At 44.8% G+C, this 18,639-nt stretch carries 19 protein-coding genes; 11 read left to right on the plus strand and 8 right to left on the minus strand.

The genetic code is table 11. The features are described 5' to 3' along the window. Positions 1 to 52: 52 nt before the first annotated feature. Entirely contained in the window at positions 53 to 1,066 is a 1,014-nt protein-coding gene (cysP, locus tag C1X04_RS02180) for a thiosulfate ABC transporter substrate-binding protein CysP (RefSeq protein WP_110574990.1), read from the minus strand. Between the two features lie 618 nt (positions 1,067 to 1,684). Between cysP and dctP the strand changes: the two genes are divergently transcribed. Genes dctP through C1X04_RS02195 form a run of 3 tightly spaced genes read left to right on the plus strand, consistent with a single transcriptional unit; the run spans position 1,685 to position 4,492 of the window. Beyond that, positions 1,685 to 2,677: a TRAP transporter substrate-binding protein DctP gene (gene dctP, locus C1X04_RS02185; protein ID WP_110574992.1), complete on the plus strand. Its 993-nt coding sequence runs from the start codon at positions 1,685 to 1,687 to the stop codon at positions 2,675 to 2,677. Positions 2,678 to 2,705: 28 nt separating this feature from the next. Then, positions 2,706 to 3,215, plus strand: a complete 510-nt coding sequence (locus C1X04_RS02190; protein ID WP_175404880.1) for a TRAP transporter small permease subunit — start codon at positions 2,706 to 2,708, stop codon at positions 3,213 to 3,215. Further along, positions 3,215 to 4,492, plus strand: coding sequence for a TRAP transporter large permease (locus C1X04_RS02195; protein ID WP_137169072.1), 1,278 nt, complete (start codon positions 3,215 to 3,217; stop codon positions 4,490 to 4,492). Before C1X04_RS02190 ends, C1X04_RS02195 begins: the two co-directional genes overlap by 1 nt. A gap of 368 nt (positions 4,493 to 4,860) precedes the next feature. Here the strand turns inward: C1X04_RS02195 and C1X04_RS02205 are convergent, their stop codons facing one another. The 3 genes from C1X04_RS02205 to C1X04_RS02215 form a co-directional block, all read right to left on the minus strand. Beyond that, the gene (locus tag C1X04_RS02205) at positions 4,861 to 5,457 is read right to left on the minus strand and encodes a putative adenosine monophosphate-protein transferase Fic (RefSeq protein ID WP_110574995.1); all 597 of its coding nucleotides are present in this window, start codon (positions 5,455 to 5,457) and stop codon (positions 4,861 to 4,863) included. A gap of 4 nt (positions 5,458 to 5,461) precedes the next feature. Next, positions 5,462 to 5,644 carry a YhfG family protein gene (locus C1X04_RS02210; protein WP_110574996.1) on the minus strand — a complete coding sequence of 61 codons (183 nt, stop codon included), beginning with the start codon at positions 5,642 to 5,644 and terminating at the stop codon, positions 5,462 to 5,464. 141 nt (positions 5,645 to 5,785) lie between these two features. Then, complete coding sequence (locus tag C1X04_RS02215; RefSeq protein ID WP_110574997.1) at positions 5,786 to 6,073, minus strand: antibiotic biosynthesis monooxygenase; 288 nt, start codon at positions 6,071 to 6,073, stop codon at positions 5,786 to 5,788. Between the two features lie 301 nt (positions 6,074 to 6,374). Here C1X04_RS02215 and C1X04_RS02220 point away from each other — a divergent pair, with 301 nt between their 5' ends. The 4 genes from C1X04_RS02220 (at position 6,375) to C1X04_RS02235 (ending at position 9,128) form a co-directional block, all read left to right on the plus strand. Then, complete coding sequence (locus tag C1X04_RS02220; protein WP_110574998.1) at positions 6,375 to 6,605, plus strand: Trp family transcriptional regulator; 231 nt, start codon at positions 6,375 to 6,377, stop codon at positions 6,603 to 6,605. Further along, positions 6,602 to 8,020 (plus strand): anthranilate synthase component I family protein, encoded by a 1,419-nt coding sequence (locus C1X04_RS02225; RefSeq protein ID WP_137169073.1) that lies wholly within the window; start codon positions 6,602 to 6,604, stop codon positions 8,018 to 8,020. The genes C1X04_RS02220 and C1X04_RS02225 overlap by 4 nt, the downstream gene beginning before the upstream one ends. Before the next feature lie 7 nt (positions 8,021 to 8,027). Next, complete coding sequence (locus C1X04_RS02230) at positions 8,028 to 8,690, plus strand: aminodeoxychorismate/anthranilate synthase component II (protein ID WP_137169074.1); 663 nt, start codon at positions 8,028 to 8,030, stop codon at positions 8,688 to 8,690. A gap of 135 nt (positions 8,691 to 8,825) precedes the next feature. Continuing rightward, a complete protein-coding gene (locus C1X04_RS02235; RefSeq protein ID WP_137169075.1) occupies positions 8,826 to 9,128 on the plus strand; it encodes a helix-turn-helix domain-containing protein in 303 nt (100 codons plus the stop codon). Positions 9,129 to 9,138: 10 nt separating this feature from the next. Here C1X04_RS02235 and C1X04_RS02240 read toward each other — a convergent pair whose 3' ends face one another. Then, positions 9,139 to 9,333, minus strand: a complete 195-nt coding sequence (locus C1X04_RS02240) for a hypothetical protein (protein ID WP_137169076.1) — start codon at positions 9,331 to 9,333, stop codon at positions 9,139 to 9,141. Positions 9,334 to 9,336: 3 nt separating this feature from the next. Continuing rightward, positions 9,337 to 10,029 (minus strand): ElyC/SanA/YdcF family protein, encoded by a 693-nt coding sequence (locus C1X04_RS02245; protein ID WP_254682314.1) that lies wholly within the window; start codon positions 10,027 to 10,029, stop codon positions 9,337 to 9,339. A gap of 134 nt (positions 10,030 to 10,163) precedes the next feature. On the opposite strand from C1X04_RS02245, the gene C1X04_RS02250 reads away from it, so the two are divergent. After that, positions 10,164 to 11,165, plus strand: coding sequence for an ecdysteroid 22-kinase family protein (locus tag C1X04_RS02250; RefSeq protein WP_254682315.1), 1,002 nt, complete (start codon positions 10,164 to 10,166; stop codon positions 11,163 to 11,165). Here C1X04_RS02250 and hrpB read toward each other — a convergent pair. Next, complete coding sequence (hrpB, locus tag C1X04_RS02255; protein WP_137169078.1) at positions 11,157 to 13,685, minus strand: ATP-dependent helicase HrpB; 2,529 nt, start codon at positions 13,683 to 13,685, stop codon at positions 11,157 to 11,159. The genes C1X04_RS02250 and hrpB overlap by 9 nt on opposite strands. Positions 13,686 to 13,732: 47 nt before the next feature. Next, a complete protein-coding gene (locus C1X04_RS02260) occupies positions 13,733 to 14,047 on the minus strand; it encodes a 2Fe-2S iron-sulfur cluster-binding protein (RefSeq protein ID WP_254682316.1) in 315 nt (104 codons plus the stop codon). A 122-nt stretch (positions 14,048 to 14,169) separates the two neighbouring features. Here C1X04_RS02260 and C1X04_RS02265 point away from each other — a divergent pair, with 122 nt between their 5' ends. The 3 genes from C1X04_RS02265 (at position 14,170) to C1X04_RS02275 (ending at position 18,611) form a co-directional block, all read left to right on the plus strand. Continuing rightward, a complete protein-coding gene (locus C1X04_RS02265; RefSeq protein WP_137169079.1) occupies positions 14,170 to 14,904 on the plus strand; it encodes a response regulator in 735 nt (244 codons plus the stop codon). Next, a complete protein-coding gene (locus tag C1X04_RS02270; protein ID WP_137169080.1) occupies positions 14,905 to 17,433 on the plus strand; it encodes a PAS-domain containing protein in 2,529 nt (842 codons plus the stop codon). A gap of 155 nt (positions 17,434 to 17,588) precedes the next feature. Then, positions 17,589 to 18,611, plus strand: coding sequence for a sugar ABC transporter substrate-binding protein (locus C1X04_RS02275; protein ID WP_110575030.1), 1,023 nt, complete (start codon positions 17,589 to 17,591; stop codon positions 18,609 to 18,611). The last annotated feature ends 28 nt before the right edge of the window (positions 18,612 to 18,639 follow it).

The raw sequence follows: 18,639 nt of genomic DNA on the forward strand, positions 1-18,639 counted from the left end.
CAGAAAAGCCGAACACGCAAGCGTATCCGGCTAGACATTATCTATTCTGATATTAGCGACGCTGTAGTTGGTCTAGTTTACCACCATTTGAGAATAATTCTTTAGTGGCTTGTGGCCAACCGCCAGCAATGTTTTCAACGGTTAGTAAGCTAACCTCTGGAAACTTGTCTGCAAACTCAGCTTTAACAACATCGTTGTGTACACGATAGTTAAAACCCGCCAATAGACGCTGAGATTCTTCGCTGTACAAGTAGCTTAGGTATTCACGAGACACGTCTTCTGTACCATTTTTCTTCGCGTTTTTCTCTACAACAGCGACAGGGAATTCTGCCAAGATAGAGGTTTTAGGTACAACCACTTCGTATTTGTCTGCGCCATATTGGTTACGAATGTTGTTTACTTCAGATTCGAACGTAATCAATACATCACCGATGCCACGTTCAACGAACGTCGTTGTTGCACCACGGCCGCCAGTATCAAATACAGAGACGTTTTTCAGGAAAGTACCTAAGAAATCATCAATTTTTGCTTCGTTGTCTTTGCCAAACGTTTTTTGTGCGTAACCGTAAGCCGCTAAGAAAGTGTAACGACCGTTGCCCGATGTTTTAGGGTTTGGAAACACCAATGCCACATCATTACCTGCTAGATCGCCCCAGCTTTTAATGTTCTTGGGATTACCTTTACGAACTAGGAAGGCAATTGTTGAATAATAAGGCGAGCTGGCATTTGGAAATTCGTTTTTCCAATCTGCTGGGATCATTTTGCCTTTGTCATGCAACACTTGAACATCAGTGACTTGGTTAAAAGTAACCACATCGGCAGACAAGCCATTCATAATGGCGTTGGCTTGTTTTGAAGAACCCGCATGAGACTGTTTGATCTCGATCGTTTTGCCGGTTTTTTCTAGCCAATGTTTTTCAAAGGTTGGGTTGTAAGTGGCAAACAATTCACGTGCAATATCGTAAGACGTGTTAAGGATAGTTTGATCTGCAGCCGACGCTTGAACGGCGCCGCTCAACAATAATGTACCAATAATAGATTTTAAAAAGCGTGGCTTAGATTTCATAGTGACCTCATCTGGGAAGCTTAATATTTCATTAAGAGTGAGGTTACTTAAAAGATTTAGTTATTACAATGTCTTTAAATAAACTATTTTGGAATATAGATAAGGCGATTTTCACATCACACACTGCCTTCTTTTTCGATGACTAAAATGCGTGCTTTACCAACAGAGTGTGCAACGTGTTCAGTGCTGTTTATAAGGCTGATCCGTGCAATGCAAACGCGTGGTGACACGGCAATATCCAGCGTGCCCCAATTCCTCTCAATTATCCGCATGGAAAGTTGTTTTTACGGTGAGCAGCATAATCAGAATCTTTGCTAATTAATGTTGATCTTATTTTGAATTTAGCCCCATTCCAAGCCGAGTCAGTAGTCTTAAAAATAGTATGTGCTTGTTGACGGTATACCTTGTAGTGCTTTGCTCCATGTAGGGGGATTGGATGATTGTGCATGCAATAAGAATATCAAAGGCCTTTTTAATGCGTTTTTTTGCATTTTTAGATTGATTGAGTTAATAACCCCCTCCAGCATAACTAACACAACAGTTAGTGTAGCAAGACGCTCTTAATCAATGCGCGGAGTGGGCCGTGCGATGGGGTATTTAAATAATAATGAGGCACTTATGAATAAACTAATTAGCAGTTCCATTTTAACCTTGTCAATTGCAGGGTTTGCAGCCAATGCGCTAGCCGATACAACCATCCGTGTAACATCTCAGTTGCCCGCCACTCATCCCGTTAGTAAAAACTGGATCGATTTTGGCAACCTTATTGAAGAAAAATCTGATGGTGAGCTAAGTGTGCAACTGTTCCCATCAGCGCAACTATTTAAAGACAAAGAAGTTCCTGAAGCGGTAGGTTCTGGTGCTATTGATGCAGGCACGACCTTTATTGGGCGTTTTGCAGGATCTGTTCCTGCGGTTGATGTGGTCGCTGTTCCGTTTATTTTTAACGATGAAGATAATATTCGTGCCGCCGTTGCTCCGGGCTCTGATTTACGTAAAGCGATTGACAGTAAAATATTAGAAGAAACCGGTGCTCGTGTACTTTGGTGGCAGGCATTTGGTCGTAATGTGTACTTGAGTAATGGCGATGCGATTACTGAGCCTGGCGATATTGAGGGCAAAAAAGTACGTACCTACGGCAAGGTTCATGGTTGGACTATCGAGGCATTGAATGGCGCGCCGACGTTGCTGTCTGGTTCTAAGCAGTTTCTTGCTTATCAACAGGGTGCTGTTGACGTGGGTATGACCGGCGCGTCTGCAGTGAAATCTCGTAAGCTATACGAGGTGATGGATAATATGACGTTGACATTTGATAGCGCGATTGAGTTCCTCGCTGTGATCAATAATGACGTCTACGAGAGCCTTTCTGACGAAGAGCAGGCGATCATTCAGGAAGCGGCTCGAACAGTAGAGCAGCAACTACGTGATCAGGTTTACGCAGAAGAAGCGCAAACAGTCGAAGAAATGAAGCAATACATGAATGTTGTCACCCTGACGCCTGAGCAGCGCCAATCTTGGCAGCAAGCGACACAGTCTGTTGTGGACCGTTTTGTAGAAGAAACAGGTGAAACTGGTGCGGCAGCGGTCTCCGCAATCCGCTCAGTTCAATAGATATCATTATTCTTGTTAGGAGTAACACATGTTGTTGCGCTGTATTGACACCGTATCTGAGTGGACGGGCAAGTTATGTGCTTGGAGTCTATTCGCGGTGGGATGTTTCATAACCTATGAAGTGGTCATGCGTTATGTGTTTAATGCGCCCACTATTTGGGTGGATGAGGTCAGCCGTGTGCTGATGGTATGGTCTGTGTATTTAGCGGCTGCGTTTGCGTTAAAGCATAAAGAAATGGTGGTGATTGAGTTGGTATTCCGTACGCCGGGGACTCTTGGGCGCAAACTTAGCGACAGCTTTGCCTTGGTGTTTATGTTTATCTTTGCGGTTGTTTCTTGCTTCTATGGTTTTGAGCTTTGGATGAAGTCTACTTTAGCAGGCCATACGACGGATACTTACTTAGCATTGCCAAAATGGTTTACTCATGCACCTGTCTGGTTGGGCTCCGGTTTACTGGTGCTACAAGGAATCGCTGAGTTAATTCGCGTCTGGACTGCTGTTCCCAATGACGAAGAAGTATCAGGAGCCACACACTAATGGAAGCATTATTTATTCTAGTGGCATTGTTGGCTCTATTGGTCCTACGCACGCCTGTTGCTTTTGCTCTGGGTGGTCTAGGGATTATTTTATTGGCGCTGAAAGGCCTGCCCATGGTTGGGGTTCCAACGCGTCTTCATGGCGCAATGGATAGCTTTGAGTTGCTTGCGGTACCTATGTTTCTGCTGATGTCGAATGTGCTATTGCGAGGCGGAGTTGGCAAAGATTTATTTGCAGGTGTTCAGTCTTGGGTCGGGCATTTTCCCGGAGGGTTGGGTGTTGCGACGATTTTATCTTGTACGCTTTTCTCCGCGATTTCTGGCTCATCTGTTGCTACGGCAGCGACCATTGGTACGATAGCCATTCCGGAGATGATTCAGCGTGGCTACGATCGTCGGTTTGTCTTTGGCATGTTGGCGGCGGGCGGCACTTTGGGGATCTTAATCCCGCCTTCTATTCCGTTAATTATATATGGCATCGTCTCTGAATCATCTATCAAAACGTTATTCTTAGCGGGCGTTGCACCGGGATTATTCTTGGCGGTCGCCTTTATTATTTACGGTGTATTGTTTGCTCGCTTTTCTAGCCAGTACCAAGCTATGCCGAAGGTTGATTGGCCGGAACGCCTACAGGCCTCATTAAAAGCATTGCCTACTGTACTATTAGCAGTATGTATTATTGGTTCTATTTATGCAGGTATTGCAACGCCATCAGAAAGTGCTGGACTTGGCTTTGTCTTGGCGCTGTTAATGACGTTTGCCATGGGACGGATGAACTGGGCACTACTTAAAGAGAGTGTTGAGCATACGTTAAAGACAACTGTGATGGTGATGTTAATCGTAGCGGGTGCCAAAGTATTCTCTTATGCGATTACGTTGTACATGTTGCCGCAAACTATCAGCATGCTATTGACGCAACATATATCAACGCCAGGTCTGTTCATTCTTGCGGTTGGCTTAGTTTTGTTTTTGATTGGCTTCTTTTTAGAAAGTCTATCCATGTTGCTAATCATGGTCCCTGTGTTATTGCCAGCGGTACTGAATATGGGAATAGACCCGATTTGGTTTGGTATTTTCTTTGTGATCTTGATTGAGACAGCCTTGATTACACCACCAGTAGGGATGAATCTGTTTATCATTCAAGGGGTGGCGAAAGCATCGCTGCAGGATGTTTCCAAAGGAGCGTTACCTTTTGCCGTCATTATGATTGTCACCGCGGTATTGCTATGGTTTTGGCCTGACTTAGCTCTGTATGTGCCTTACCATCTTGCTCGATAACAGCGGAGAAGGTGCCCATGCCAGTATTATTTTGGTGTGGGCATCTAGGGAAGCATAAAGAGGTTCAGACATATAACGGTAAGCGATGGATCTTGTTAGTTATGCTTATAAATATCATTTATGAGGCTGATTCGTCCAATGCAAACTAGTCGTCACACCATTCATATTGGCAATGTCCAAAGCAGCCCAAGCACGATCTGCGGTGAAGTCTTTGGCTGTGATGAATGTCATTGTTTGATTCCTAAATAATAGAGATAACACGACGTTAGAATGCCATGGCTGTGAAGACAAGGCGTCGATATGTCTTAGGCTAAAATGGCAGTGATAAAAGTCAAAATACGGGCTGGATGTGGCAAAGTGTTGGCATGTTAGATAATTGGGGAGAGGCTTCTAGTAAATATCTCTATCATTGGTCCATAGTTACATTCTAAACATCCAAGAATATTAGATTCAATCCATTGATCTTTTGATATGCCTTCAAAGCTTAAATTGTAGCCGCAATGGATAGCCAGATGTTCAAACAATAGGCGCTGTGTTCTTCCGTTCCCTTCTCGGAATGGGTGAACCATATTCAATTCAATATAAAATTCTGCCATTTCTTGGCAAAAATCATCGAAACCTAAGTGTTCAAAAAAGTCTTTTTTTCTTAATTGGTCAAATAACTTGTTGGCTTCTTTTTGTATAAATTCAGGCTGGCAAAAACGGGTGTCTTGCTTTGAAATCGCAATGGTTCGTATTTTTCCTGCCCATTCATATAAATCTCCGAAGAGTTTTTCGTGCAGAAGGCAAAGATAGGGGAAGTCGTAGGGTGCGGGTTGAAAGTCAATATCAGCAAGCGCAAGAGTAGATAGCTGGTTCTCTATATCGCTTAACTCTACGGAATCTTTAATACCAAGTTTATTGATTAAAGTACTGGAGTTTGAATAGGTATACGGGTCTTGGCCTACACCGTATTTATCTACCACAGGATCAACCTAAGTATTTCTTTAAAAGTTGTTCTTTTTTTACCTTTCTTTCTGATGCGCTGAGAGAAAGTAAGGATTTGTCTACAGAATAACCTTCTAAACGCATGCTTTCGACGAAGTTATCGCCTTTTTTGCTTGTGTAAGCTTGCTGTTTAGAAGTCAGAGATAGCGTTGGTTTGTGTCTCATTTTGATTCCCTTAGCGAGTAAGTTTATCCAGTATAACCTAGTCTATTACAGGCTTCTATTCCTAATCTTGGTTAAAAAGGGAGCACATTTTTGTCATGTTCAGAAGCCTAAACTGCGGAAAAATAATACCGTGAGACCTTTTCAGATATCATAATGATGCACAGAATATTGCTTGGCGTAATGTTCCATGCCATCTGGAATAAAGGCTTTATGCCAGTCTTCTCCTAAAAACTCGATTAGCTTGTCTTTACTCTGCCACTTGGAAATCATTGAGTACTCATTGGGATTTGACTCAACAGGAAAACCAATTTCGATAGACTCACAACCTTCTTGAGTCTCAAGGGCGCCGACAGATAAGCTGCGGAACTTAGTTTCAAACTCTTCTCGATATTCAGGGTAAATCTCAACACGAAAAAATCTTATAATCATTTTAATGTATCGATAACACCTGATTGAAATCTGGATTGTCTTGAATGGTTGCTAGTACTTTATGCCTTCGGCAAACAGCTTCTGACTTCCTCAACAAGTTGAAATTCATTCTGGATGGCGACAGCTTATTCTAATGGTTATTTTAAATCTTCGTAAAAGCCCATTTCAACAGCCTATTTAGCTTAGATTAGGCTGTTGTTATTTTAGCGCATTTTTCATGCTTATGTCCTTGCTTCCCTTCCTCGAAATCTATATTGTACTAGTACGCGAATACAAAGCCTCCTTGTGAGAGTCGAATCCTATGAAAGATTTGGTCCAGTTTTTAACCGAAGCCGGTGACGATGTGGTGTTGGAGAAGCGCTTGAAAGCTTTGCTAACACCGAAGGAAATCAACGAAATGCAACACAGGTTACAAATTTTATCTCTGTTGGAGCAGGGTGTTCCGCAGCGAGACATTGCGAAACAATTGGGTGTGGGTATTGCCACTGTGACCCGTGGTTCCAGAGCATTGAAGGAATTAAAAGAGATATGAGTTCATATAACAAAAAGCCGCAGCGCATCACGCTGCCGCGCAAACCTAAGTACATTACCATCAGTTCTGCCTGCGATTTTTTTGACCTGTTTAAGAAGGTTGAGAAGCGTTTTGACAACTGTTTTATGTTGGAATCTCTTGGTGAAGAGAGCTTTATTTCCCGCCATTCGATTATCGGTTTTGATCCTGAGAAATTGATTTGGGCCGAAGGCAAGAAGCTGTTTATCCAAGAGCGTGATGGCAGCACGGAATCGTTTGAATCCGACAATCCATATTACTTGCTACGTGACATTGTGCCGCAGAATATTTTGTCGCGCGGTTTTGCTGGTGGTTTAACGGGTTATATCGGTTACGACAGCATGAACTATTTCGAGCCAAGCTTGGATCTGCAATCGAGCGAGATGTTCGATGCGTTTCGTTTTGGCCTGTACAAAGATGGTCTGATTCTGGACAAGATGACGGGCGAAGTTTTCTATTTCTATTATGAAGACGAGTCTGGTGATGGAAACCGTGTGGAATTAGTGAATAGCATGATGGCGGAAGAAACGCCAGAAAACGGTCCATTTTTGGTCACGCCTGCAGGCGAGTCCATGAGTAAGAGCGATCACGCGGATGCGGTTGCTAAGGTGAAGCAAGACATTATCGACGGTAAGATCTTCCAGTGTGAAGTGGGCTTTAAAAAATGGTTCGATATGGAAGGTGACACCATCAATTTGTACGAGCAATTGCGTGAAGTGAACCCTTCGCCGCAAATGTACTACATCAAGTTTGGTGAGCAAAAGGTGATTGGTGCCAGCCCAGAGTTGTTGTTCCGTGTGCGTCAAGGGGAAATGGAAACCTTCCCGCTAGCGGGTACGGCGAAGCGTGGTAAAGACGCGGCTGAAGACACCGCCTTTGCGCGCGCTTTGTTGAACGATCCAAAAGAAATCGCCGAGCACAATATGATTGTCGATTTGCATCGCAACGACATTGGCCGAGTGGCGCGATTTGGTACAGTGAAAGTGCGCAGCTTGATGGATATTAAACGTTTTAGTCATGTTCAGCACATTTCCAGCGAGATTGTCGGCATCATGGCCGAAGATCACGACATGTTTTCAGCGTTGGCAAGCAACTTCCCTGCGGGAACTTTGACGGGCGCACCGAAAATCGAAGCGATGAAGATCATCGATGATTTGGAAAACGATGGCCGTGGCCCTTACGGTGGCGCGGTTGGTCAATTCTCTTTCAATGGCGATTGTATGTTTGCGATTCCAATTCGAACCGTGTTTGCCAAGGGTAACAAAGCTTATGTGCAAACCTGTGGCGGCAATGTGTATGACTCCAATGCCGAAGACGAATACGAAGAAATTCAACGCAAATTTGCTGGCACCAAGCGCGTATTAGACAGTTTCGCGCCAAACGCGAATCAGGAGTAAGGGAAGCATGAAAGTTTATATTATCGACAACTACGATTCCTTCACTTACAACCTGTATCAGTTTATTGGTGAAGTATTAGAAACCGAGAAAAGCCGTGGCGAAATCGACGCGTTTGAGGTGATTGTTAAGCGTAACGATGAAGTGACATTAGACGACATTCGTGCCGCTGCGCCAGATCGTATTATTATTTCCCCAGGGCCAGGTTCGCCAGATGATAAAGCCTACTTTGGTGTCTGCGCGGACGTGATTTTAGAGTTCGGTAAAACCATTCCATTAATGGGTGTTTGTCTTGGTATGCAGGGTATTTGTCATGTATTTGGCGGCAAAGTGGTCAAAGCGCCATTGCCAATGCACGGTAAAACCAGCCCGATTACTCACAATGGCGAAGGTATTTTTCATGACATTCCAGACCAACTAGAAGTCATGCGTTATCACTCGCTCATCGCCGAAGCGGAAAGTTTCCCAGATGTGTTGGAGGTGACCGCTTCTGTTGGTGAGTTAAAAGAAGCGGACTTTAAGGACATCGCGACGATTCACAAAGGCGGTAAGTTTGAATTGATGGGCGTGCGTCACAAAGAATACCCGATCCAAGGCATTCAGTTTCATCCAGAATCCTTCGCCACTGAAGGTGGCAAAGACCTGATCAAAAACTTCTTATTTCAGGTTTGATTCATTAGAAATTCAGTACCTTTGAAATAGTAGAAAGCAGTGTCCAATAGTGGTCGCTGCTTTTTTTGTGTTTAAAATATAGTCTCAAGACTATAATTTATTAAAATAGCTAACGTATAAAAGTCGAGGTGAGTAATGGCTAGAACACTTGATAAATTAATTTCAGATCAGAAGCCTGAAATAGTAAAAAATGCCCGTAAAAAAGCAGAGGATATGGTACTTGGCATTCATCTGTCCCAGTTACGTGAACGCATGCAAATCACTCAAGAAGATATGGCAAAAACGCTGGGCGTGAAGCAACCGACGATTGCTGGAATGGAACGCAAAGGCCGAGATGTAAAGCTATCTACTTTAAAGCGATATGTAGAAGGGGCTGGTGGCAAACTAACCTTAGATGTTGAATTGCCAGATGGCAGCCATTATGGGTTTAATTTATAAGGCAGTGTAACTATAAATTCTTATTTCTAACGCGAATTTTTGCCTTAAAATCATCCATCTGAGCGTTGGCTTCTTCGTTTGACACAAATACAGCAAGGCCGTTTTCCATGCGATCGAAAGCGGCGTTAACTTGTTGTGTTAACCAAGTATCGTGAGATATTGGGTCATCTTTTTTATTCGTTTCAAATGCCATTTTAGATGTCATTGCTTACTCCTTAATCCATTGCCAAGTGCGTCCAAGCCATTCGTAAAAGGCGCGTTGGCTTTTGTAGGCTGCGTTGGCGTCGATTTGCCAGTCGCTCTTTTCAGATCCTAAATACATAGCAGGCGCCGGGATGATGTTTATCCCTGCTTTTTCGAAGAAAATAGACGCACGTTTTAGGTGTGAGGCTTCTGTTACCAAGGCTGCGAGTTTCCCTTCTAAATACGGTTTCATCATGTTGGCTTCCTCTTCGGTGTCTTTGGCGAGAGGAAAGGCTTTAATTCGGTTGGGTTGTACGCCTAATTCTATGGCTGCTCGGCGCATGACTTCTGCGTGAGGTTCTGTCATTTCACCAGAGTAACCAGACACAAATAATTGTGCGTTTGGGTTGGCCTTTAAAATGCGCAAACCTTCCTCAAGTCTGAACAGTGCGCTGTTGCCTAGTGCCATGATTGCCGGTGTATTGCTTAAATCTTTGTGGCCACTGCCGAGGACGATAACGGCATCCACTGGCTGTTCAATATTAAACACAGGATAATCGTGTTCGACCGTTGCAATGAGTGAATTCGCTACAGGATTCCAACTGGTTGAGCCTAATAAAAGTATGGCGCAGAATAGAATGAGTTTGGCGAGTTTGGGCCATTTATTCATCAGCAAAAGCGCGAGACACATGGCCAGCAAAGTGAGAGGAATTGGCATCAGCATATAGCCTATGAATTTCTTAAGGTAAAAAAGAATAAGGCTCATGATAGATCAGTAATCATTGTAAAAGGCGTTTTAGAATAACGCTTTATAGGTAAAATAGTCGCGTCTTTTACGTGGATTTTAGAAAAATGATGACGCCCGAGATCTTTATTAAGCGCCAATGCAAAGCCGACACAGTAGAACGAACGTCATTGATTCAGTCGCTGTGGAGCGGTTATGGCGAGGTAGTGCGTTATTCACTCACAGGAAAAGAAGCGCCATCGTCTTCTATTATTGCCAAGCATTGCTCGTTTCCTTCAGAAGTGAGTCATCCTAGGGGCTGGCATTCGGATCACGCGCATCTACGTAAAGTGCGTTCCTATGAAGTAGAGCAGAATTGGTATCGACATTGGGCGCCCCGTTGCAATCTATCGGCGCGTGTTGCGCGGTGTTATGGGAACTTTCATGACGAGAGCACAGGGCAGCGATTAACCTTATTAGAAGATTTAGACGCTGCTGGTTATGCGGACCGATATAGCGCTCATAATCTCGAGTATGTCATGTCTTGCATCCATTGGCTGGCGGCATTTCATGCGGGCTTTATCCATCAAACGCCGCCTGCTGATTGGCCGAATGATTTATGGCGCAAGGGAACCTACTGGCACCTTGATACTCGACAGGATGAGTGGTCTGTTATGGCGGAGGGAGAGTTGAAATCTGCTGCATCTGAATTGGCTGCATGTTTGGATAACGCACGTTTTAAAACCCTTGTTCATGGTGATGCCAAGGTGGCGAATTTTTGTTTTTCTCCACTCGATAATCAGGTGGCCGCTGTGGACTTTCAGTATGTTGGTGGTGGCATTGGTGTTCAAGATTTTGCGTATCTTTTAGGGAGCGCATTATCTGAGTCTGAGTTAGCGAAAAATATAGACTATTTATTGGAGTACTATTTCTCTGAGTTGGGGCGTGAGCTGATGGCGCAAGGAGAGTCTCAAGCCTTTGCCCAAGAGGTTGTTGAAGAGTGGCAATATTTATTCCCTATCGCTTGGGCAGACTTTCATCGCTTTATTATGGGCTGGTCTCCGACTCATCCGAAGAACACGCCTTTTAGTCAACAGCTTACCGAGCAGGCACTAAGACACTTAAGATGATCTTAGTGCGCGGTTGGTTTTGGCGGTGGCTTGGGCGCTGAGAGGGTCTTCAGGCCATGGGTGTTTTGGGTATCTTCCACGCATTTCTTTGCGTACTTCTGGGTAGGCTTCACGCCAAAAGAATGCCAAATCTTGGGTTACGGCAAGGGGGCGCTGTCCCGGCGAAAGCAGTTCGATACGTACGATTTGGTTGAGAACGGTTGGGCTGTTTGTGTAGCCAAACATCTCTTGCAGTTTAACCCTTAGGGTTGGTTGCTGCTCACAATAATCAATGGCATGACTCGCCCCAGATGGCACCGTGATTCTCGCGGGGACTTTTTGATTAAGAAATTGCTGTTGGTTCCAATCTAACCGAGATAACAATATATCGTTTAACGGGAGCTTATTCATCGCTTGTTGATTGGTTACTTTACCAAGGTATGGCCCGAGCCATTCTTCTAGGTCGGCCAATAATGCCTTATCAGAACAGTCTGACCAGAGGTTTTGTTTGTCGTGCACGAAGGCAAATTGTAGGCGCGCTCGGAGTTGTTCACTGGATTCGTTCCAAGGCAAAACGGACAGACCTTCTTGGCGAATATAATGACAAACGGCTTGGCTGATGTCTGTTTCTGACGGTTTGTTAAGTTTTTGTTTATCAATACAAAGTTTGCCGATCCAACGCTGTGATTCACTTAACAGGCGAGCGTCTTTTTTTGACCAAGCGAGGTGGTTTTTGATGAGGAATAAATCCGCGAAATTGTCTGTCAGCATGGACAGTTCGATCGGATAGGCGAGAAAAATACGATCCTCTTCTTGGCCATGATGCCCGCCGATATCCAGCACGATAAGCCACTCGCTTTGCGCACAAGGATCGAGTGACGATAGGCTCGCCATTCTTCCATTGGCAAGTTTGTAACGGGTCTTGTCGTGGTCTTGTCCTGAACGCTGAGCAATGCGATCTGCAAACGCTCGGATCAATAGAAAGGCTGTGTCTCCTTTATGCTTGCTAAAAGCCGGTTGTGTGCTGATGTCTTGGCTACGTCTTTGCCATTGCTGTTGAGCCTTCACATAATGTTGTCTTGGGCGCTTGCTCTGGGCTTGATGATGGCCTGCTAACCAACTCAGTCTATCTGACAAATCGCTATGATGATTCGCAAAGGGATCGCCTTCCGACAAAATAGTACAGATGGCGCTGGCGGCGTCACTGTTATTGGTAAGCTTGCCATCTAATAACAGTCTGGCGAGGCGAGGCTCGATACCGAGATGACTCATTTGCTCACCCAGTTGGGTTAATACTAAGGATGGCTGTGACGTTTGATTCTGTTTAAGAGCTTGTAGGTTGGTTAGCAAGTCGATCGATTGTTGCCAGTGACTATTTGGTGGCGGTGTAATCCAATCTAATTCAAGGCGTTCCTGCACGCCCCATTTTGCCAAATCCATCACCAAACTGCTGAGGTCGCTAATCTCTATTTGTGGCTGAGCCTGAGGGGCAAGCTGATGTTGTTGGCCTTCGCTCCACCATCGGTAACAAATCCCTTCTTCTGTTCGTCCTGCGCGCCCCATGCGTTGGGTTGTTTCCGCTTGGGTTGCGCGACGAGTATGCAATCGTGTTGTCGCAGTGCTGGCATCAAAGCGCGCTTCTCGGCTTAAGCCGCTGTCGATCACGACTCGGATGCCATCAATGGTCAAACTGGTCTGAGCGATGGCGGTCGCCAGTACGATTTTTCGGTTAGGTGCTGTGGTTGGCTCAATGACGGCTTCTTGGTCTTTGAGGCTGAGCTCGCCATACAAAGGTAAGATGCTTAAATGTGGCTCATGGCCTAAACGTTGCTGTAATTGGCTTGCCGCTTGGCGAATTTCTTTTTGACCTGGGAGGAAAACCAACAAACTGCCCGTTTCTTCATTAAAGGCTTGGCAGGTGAGTCGAACGACTTCATCGGTGACCTGAAAGGTCTTGAGTGCCTTGTTGCTATAACGAACGGTAATCGGAAAACTGCGGCCTTGACTGGTTAGTGTCGGGCAGCCGAGTCGTGTTTCAAGCGTTTCTGTATCGAGTGTGGCGGACATGACTAACAGCTTAAGCGGGTCTTCATCGCGATACAGTTCGCGTGCTTGCAAGCATAAAGCAAAGGCTAAATCTGAGTGCAAATTACGTTCGTGAAATTCGTCAAAGATCACTAAAGCAATGTTATCTAAACTGGGATCATCGTGCAGCATGCGCGTTAGCACGCCTTCTGTGACGACTAAAATTTGTGTCTGAGCGCTTTCTTTTCCTTCATGGCGAATACGATAGCCAACCCGTTTTCCAAGCGGTTCTTGCAAGGTATCGGCAAGACGTTTTGCGGCCGCTTTGGCTGCTAAGCGCCTTGGTTCCAGCATGATGATTTTTCGACCTTTGAGCCAAGCTTCATCCATCAAGGCGATTGGCACCACCGTGGTTTTACCCGCACCGGGCGCGGCTTCTAATATCGCTTCATGGTGATGCAATAACTGACTTTTTAGCTGTGGAATTAGTTGGTAAATGGGGAGTTCGCTGGACATAAGATGGCTCATTAATACGCTGCGTTCATGATAACGCTTTTAGACCGTTAACGCAGTCTCACTTTGGGGCGAGCAATAGAGATATCGGTTTTGCACGTCGCGATGCAGGGAAGGAAAAAGCCATTTTGCTTTTCTTTGTTGTTTAAGCCGTGAGGGTGGCGATCCGCATAATCAATTTCACCGCATAGTAGTTGTGTCAGACAAACACCGCAAACACCATTCGTACACGCTTGTTTGATCGGGATCTCGGCAGATACTAACGCGGCCAAGACGGTTTCATCTTGATCTATGTGGATGAATTGCTCAGGATCTAAAAAAGTGAGCAGGATGTTTTTCTTCTGAGGTTGGATTTTCGTCTGCACGAGAAGCTTTTCCTTTTGTTAATCTGCTATTAACTTTAACATGATATAAATAGCGTAATGATAGCTGCTACCCTAGCTTGGCGTGCGTCTAATAACAACGATAATGGATTCCAACCCAGACAATGACAGAACAACATAAAAAGACTTTATTAGTAGTGGATGACGATCATGATATTCGTCAATTGCTTTGTGATGCCTTGTCGCAAAAAGGTTACAGAGTTCTGGAAGCGGAAAATGGTACTCAGATGTGGCTTCATTTAGATGCCGAGCCCGTTGATTTGGTATTGATGGATTTGTACCTCAGAGAAGAAGATGGGCTGAGCCTTGCTCGTGAAATTCGTGAGCGTTTTGTCATGCCGATTATGATGCTGACGGGGAAAGGCGATGAAACCGATCGGATCTTGGGGCTAGAGCTCGCCGCGGACGATTACATGATGAAGCCGTTTAATTTGCGAGAACTGACAGCGCGAATTCATGCTTTGTTACGTCGTTCTTATCAAGTTCCGCCAACAGTGGGAAATACCATAAACCAAGATCATGAACGTTTACTCTTTGGGAATTGGACCTTGGATCTCACTGCGCGTCTTTTGCATGATCCAGAGGGAAAATTAGTGACCCTGACGTTAGGAGAGTTTTCCCTATTAGAAGTGTTAGCGCGTCATCCAGATCGTATTTTTTCTCGTGAGCAGCTGATAGAGCAAAGTCGGGGCTTGGAAACCGAAGTGTTTGATCGAACTGTGGATGTCTTGATTCTTCGTCTAAGACGTAAAATAGAAGCAAATCCGAAAACACCAGAATTTATAAAAACCCAACGTGGACTTGGTTATTTTTTCCAAGGCCCAGTGCGGATGAATTAGATGCGCTTTACCAGTATTCGTCAAAAAGCCTCTTTGTCTATTCTGGCAATTAGCTTAGTGGCGTTTTTTATGGTGGGGATTGGCTGGCAATCCATGCGTGTGAGTGAAGCTTCTTTATCCGAATTCGAATCCGAAACCTTACCAGAAATAAGCACTTCTTTAACGTTAGCGGAAGGCGTTGCGCAACTGGCTGCCATTGCGCCTTATACCGCAGGATCTGGGCGACCTTTCCAGTTACAAACCGAATCAGAACGCATTCATCGACGAATTCTCGAGCTTCGTGGTGTGGCGGACAGTTTGGCAGATTCTGTTTTCCAACGTGATATCGACGAGCGATTAGACGATCTACAAACCACGCTTGAGGAGCTTGTCGCCTTGGTGCGAGAAGAGTTGTATCTACGTGAAGACAGCTTGGCCCAACAGTTTCGAATTCGACAGTTACCCTCGGATGATGGCGCCGCCAGTGTGACGAATCAGCAAGGCTTGGTGTGGTTGCTGCAATTGTTAGAATCGCCAAGCTTGGTGCCCGAGAGTCTCTTGGAGAACTTGAAGTTTTCTCAACAAAACGAGCAAGTGGCAAGCATTGCTGAAGACCTATTGATGGCACATCGTCGTTTGAATCAAATTCAAGAACGCAAAAACTATTTGCTGATTGCTATTCGAGCTAAGTCGGAACAGTTGAGTAAACAAGTGAGTGACTTTGTAGGCGGACTGCAGAAGAAAGTGAGCCGACAGCGTCAGGAAGTGTCGACTTTTGTGGCCCGTGGTCAGAACTGGATTATCGGCATTTCTGTGTTTCTTCTGTTGGGGCTGACGCGTTTGTATTGGTATAGCCAGCGCATGACGAAAGACTTGGGCGTTGTGACCAACGATATGGAACAGCTTTCTTTAGGTCGTGTGGATTCAAAACATACGGGAATACGTCGTAACGATGAAATCGGTACCTTGGCGGATACTTTTGAGGTTTTTCGTCGTGATGCGTTAAGGCGCTTGGAAGTGACAGCAGAGCTATCGGAACAAAAGCGTTTGCTGGAAACCATTTTCGACAACATGAACGATGGTTTAAGTGTGTTTTCCTCTAAAGGAACCTTACTTGCTTGGAACTCTGGCTACCAGAAATTGTTTGATTTGTCTGACGACGACTTGCATATCGGTATGGCGATTGATGACGTTCAGAACTTAATTAACCAAGGGCAACATAAAAATCTCAACTTGGAAAATCAGCAAGTTCACATGGAAGAAGTGAATGTTTCGCGCCATTTGAGAGTGCAGAGTTTTGAGCGTCACTTTGATTCTGGAAAAATTATCGAGTTTCGCTCTAAGCCAATGCCTGAAGGTGGTTTTGTTACCTTGTATACGGATTTAACTGAGCGTAAAAGCGTCGAAAGCCAGCTTCGTCAGGCGCAAAAAATGGAGATGTTAGGGCAACTGACAGGTGGTGTAGCCCACGACTTCAATAATCTTTTGGCGGCGATAATGGGCAACCTGCAAATGCTGTCTGACTCTTATCCTCAGACAGAAGATCAAGCTCGATACATAGAGCGCGCGCTGGTGGTTTCAGAAAAAAGCAGTAATTTGGTGCAGCGCTTATTGGCCTTTAGTCGTCGTCAGCAACTTTTCCCTGTGCCTATTGCGATAGACGATTTAATCGAAGGCATGTTGGATTTGGTCGAATACAGTGTTGGTTCGCATATTGTGGTTGAAAGCGATCTGCAATGCCCAGATGTGGTGAGCCTGATTGATCCCTCGCAACTAGAAAATGCCTTGTTGAATTTGTCCTTGAACAGCGCCAGTGCCATGCCGGATGGCGGACGTTTGGCCTTTTCAACTAAGGTTTGTACCTTACCAGACAGCGACGTTCCCGCCATTCGCATTCGAGTGGAAGACTCGGGTGAAGGCATTGATGAGGACGTCATTGGCCGCATATTTGAGCCATTTTTCACGACTAAGCCTGTCGGTAAGGGCAGTGGTTTGGGCCTGAGTATGATTTATGGCTTTGTAAAACAAAGCGGTGGCGAAATCAAAGTAACCTCTGAAAAAGGCAAGTGGACACGTGTTTGCTTGTTTTTGCCTCAACAAGTGACAGCGCATGGCCTTTTAGCTGAGAAAAAACCTGCATCAGAAGAACAAGCTGGCAAGCAAGGTGTGATTCTTTTGCCAGAGTCCAGCTTGGTGTGGCTTGTGGAAGACGATGATGAAGTGTGTCGGGTTATGCGCGAGCAATTGGAAAAAATGGGCTTTATGGTGCAAACCTTTGACTGTGCCGAAGCGGTTATGCGCGCCTTAAACAAAGCGATTGAACCCGATGCTATTGTGTCGGATGTAAACCTATCAGGCACCATGAGTGGTGTGGAGTTAGCTCACAATTTGCAGTCTGATGGATCTGGTTTTTCAGGGCCAATATTGTTGATGTCAGGCTTACCAAAAGATGAATTAAAACAAAAATACCAATTAAAGGACGACGATTTATTTATCTCGAAACCTTTTACTATCAAGGAGTTAAGTCAGATATTTCAGCTTGAAAAATGAAATATTACAAATATTACAAAAAAAGATTTAAGTATGAAATTATTCATTAGTTTTTGATCTCCATAGTGTTTTGTTAGAAACAGAGTCGGGACAGGATCTGTTTTTACATGGCATCGCTGCCAATAATAAAAACAAAAAATCGGAGTTATAAAACAATGAAATTCATCCCTTATAAGAAACTGGCTTGTCTTGTTGCTGCTGGCACATTGTCTACCGTGGCTATGGCTGAAACCCCAATTATTGGTCTAATCACCAAAACCAACACCAATCCATTCTTCGTAAAAATGAAAGAAGGCGCTCAGCAAAAAGCGGAAGAGCTTGGTGTTGAGTTGCGCACTTTCGCTGGTCGTTACGATGGCGATAATGAAACTCAAGTTCAAGCAGTAGAAAACTTAATTGCCGCGGGTGCGAAAGGCATTCTTATTACGCCAAGTGACACCGCAGGTATTGTTCCGACGATTCAAAAAGCACGTGATGCTGGCTTGCTTGTCATCGCGTTAGACACACCTCTAAGCCCTGCTAGTGCCGCAGACATGACTTTTGCAACAGACAACTTCAAAGCCGGTGAAATGATTGGCATGTGGGCAAAAGCCAAAATGGGCGACAAAGCAAAAGACGCGAAAATTGGTTTACTGGATTTGAGCACAAGCCAAATCACGGTAGACGTAGCGCGTGATCAAGGTTTCTTAAAAGGCTTTGGCATTGATCTTAAAGACCCAAAACGTATGGGTGATGAAACAGATCCTCGCATTGTTGGTAATGATGTGACGCAAGGCTCTGAAGAAGGTGGCCGTCGCGCGATGGAAAACCTACTGCAAAAAGACCCAGAAATTAACTTGGTGTACACCATTAACGAACCTGCTGCTGCGGGTGCGTATGAAGCATTGAAATCCTTTGGACTTGAAAAAGACGTATTGATCGTTTCTGTTGATGGCGGCTGTCCAGGTGTTCGAAATATTAAAGATGGCGTGATTGGCGCTACCTCTATGCAATTCCCTCTTAAAATGGCCTCTGAAGGGGTCACTGCGATTGTTGAGTTTGCCAAATCTGGCTCACGTCCTTCAGCATCGAATGGTCTAGATTTCTTCGATACAGGCGTTCAGTTAATTACTGATGAACCCGTAAAAGGCGTTCAATCTGTTTCGTCTAAAACTGGCTTGAGCATGTGTTGGGGCTAATTAATCTTTTGTGATAGATGGGTGTGAA

Source organism: Marinomonas sp. FW-1, from assembly GCF_005222245.1.
GTDB lineage: Bacteria > Pseudomonadota > Gammaproteobacteria > Pseudomonadales > Marinomonadaceae > Marinomonas > Marinomonas alcarazii.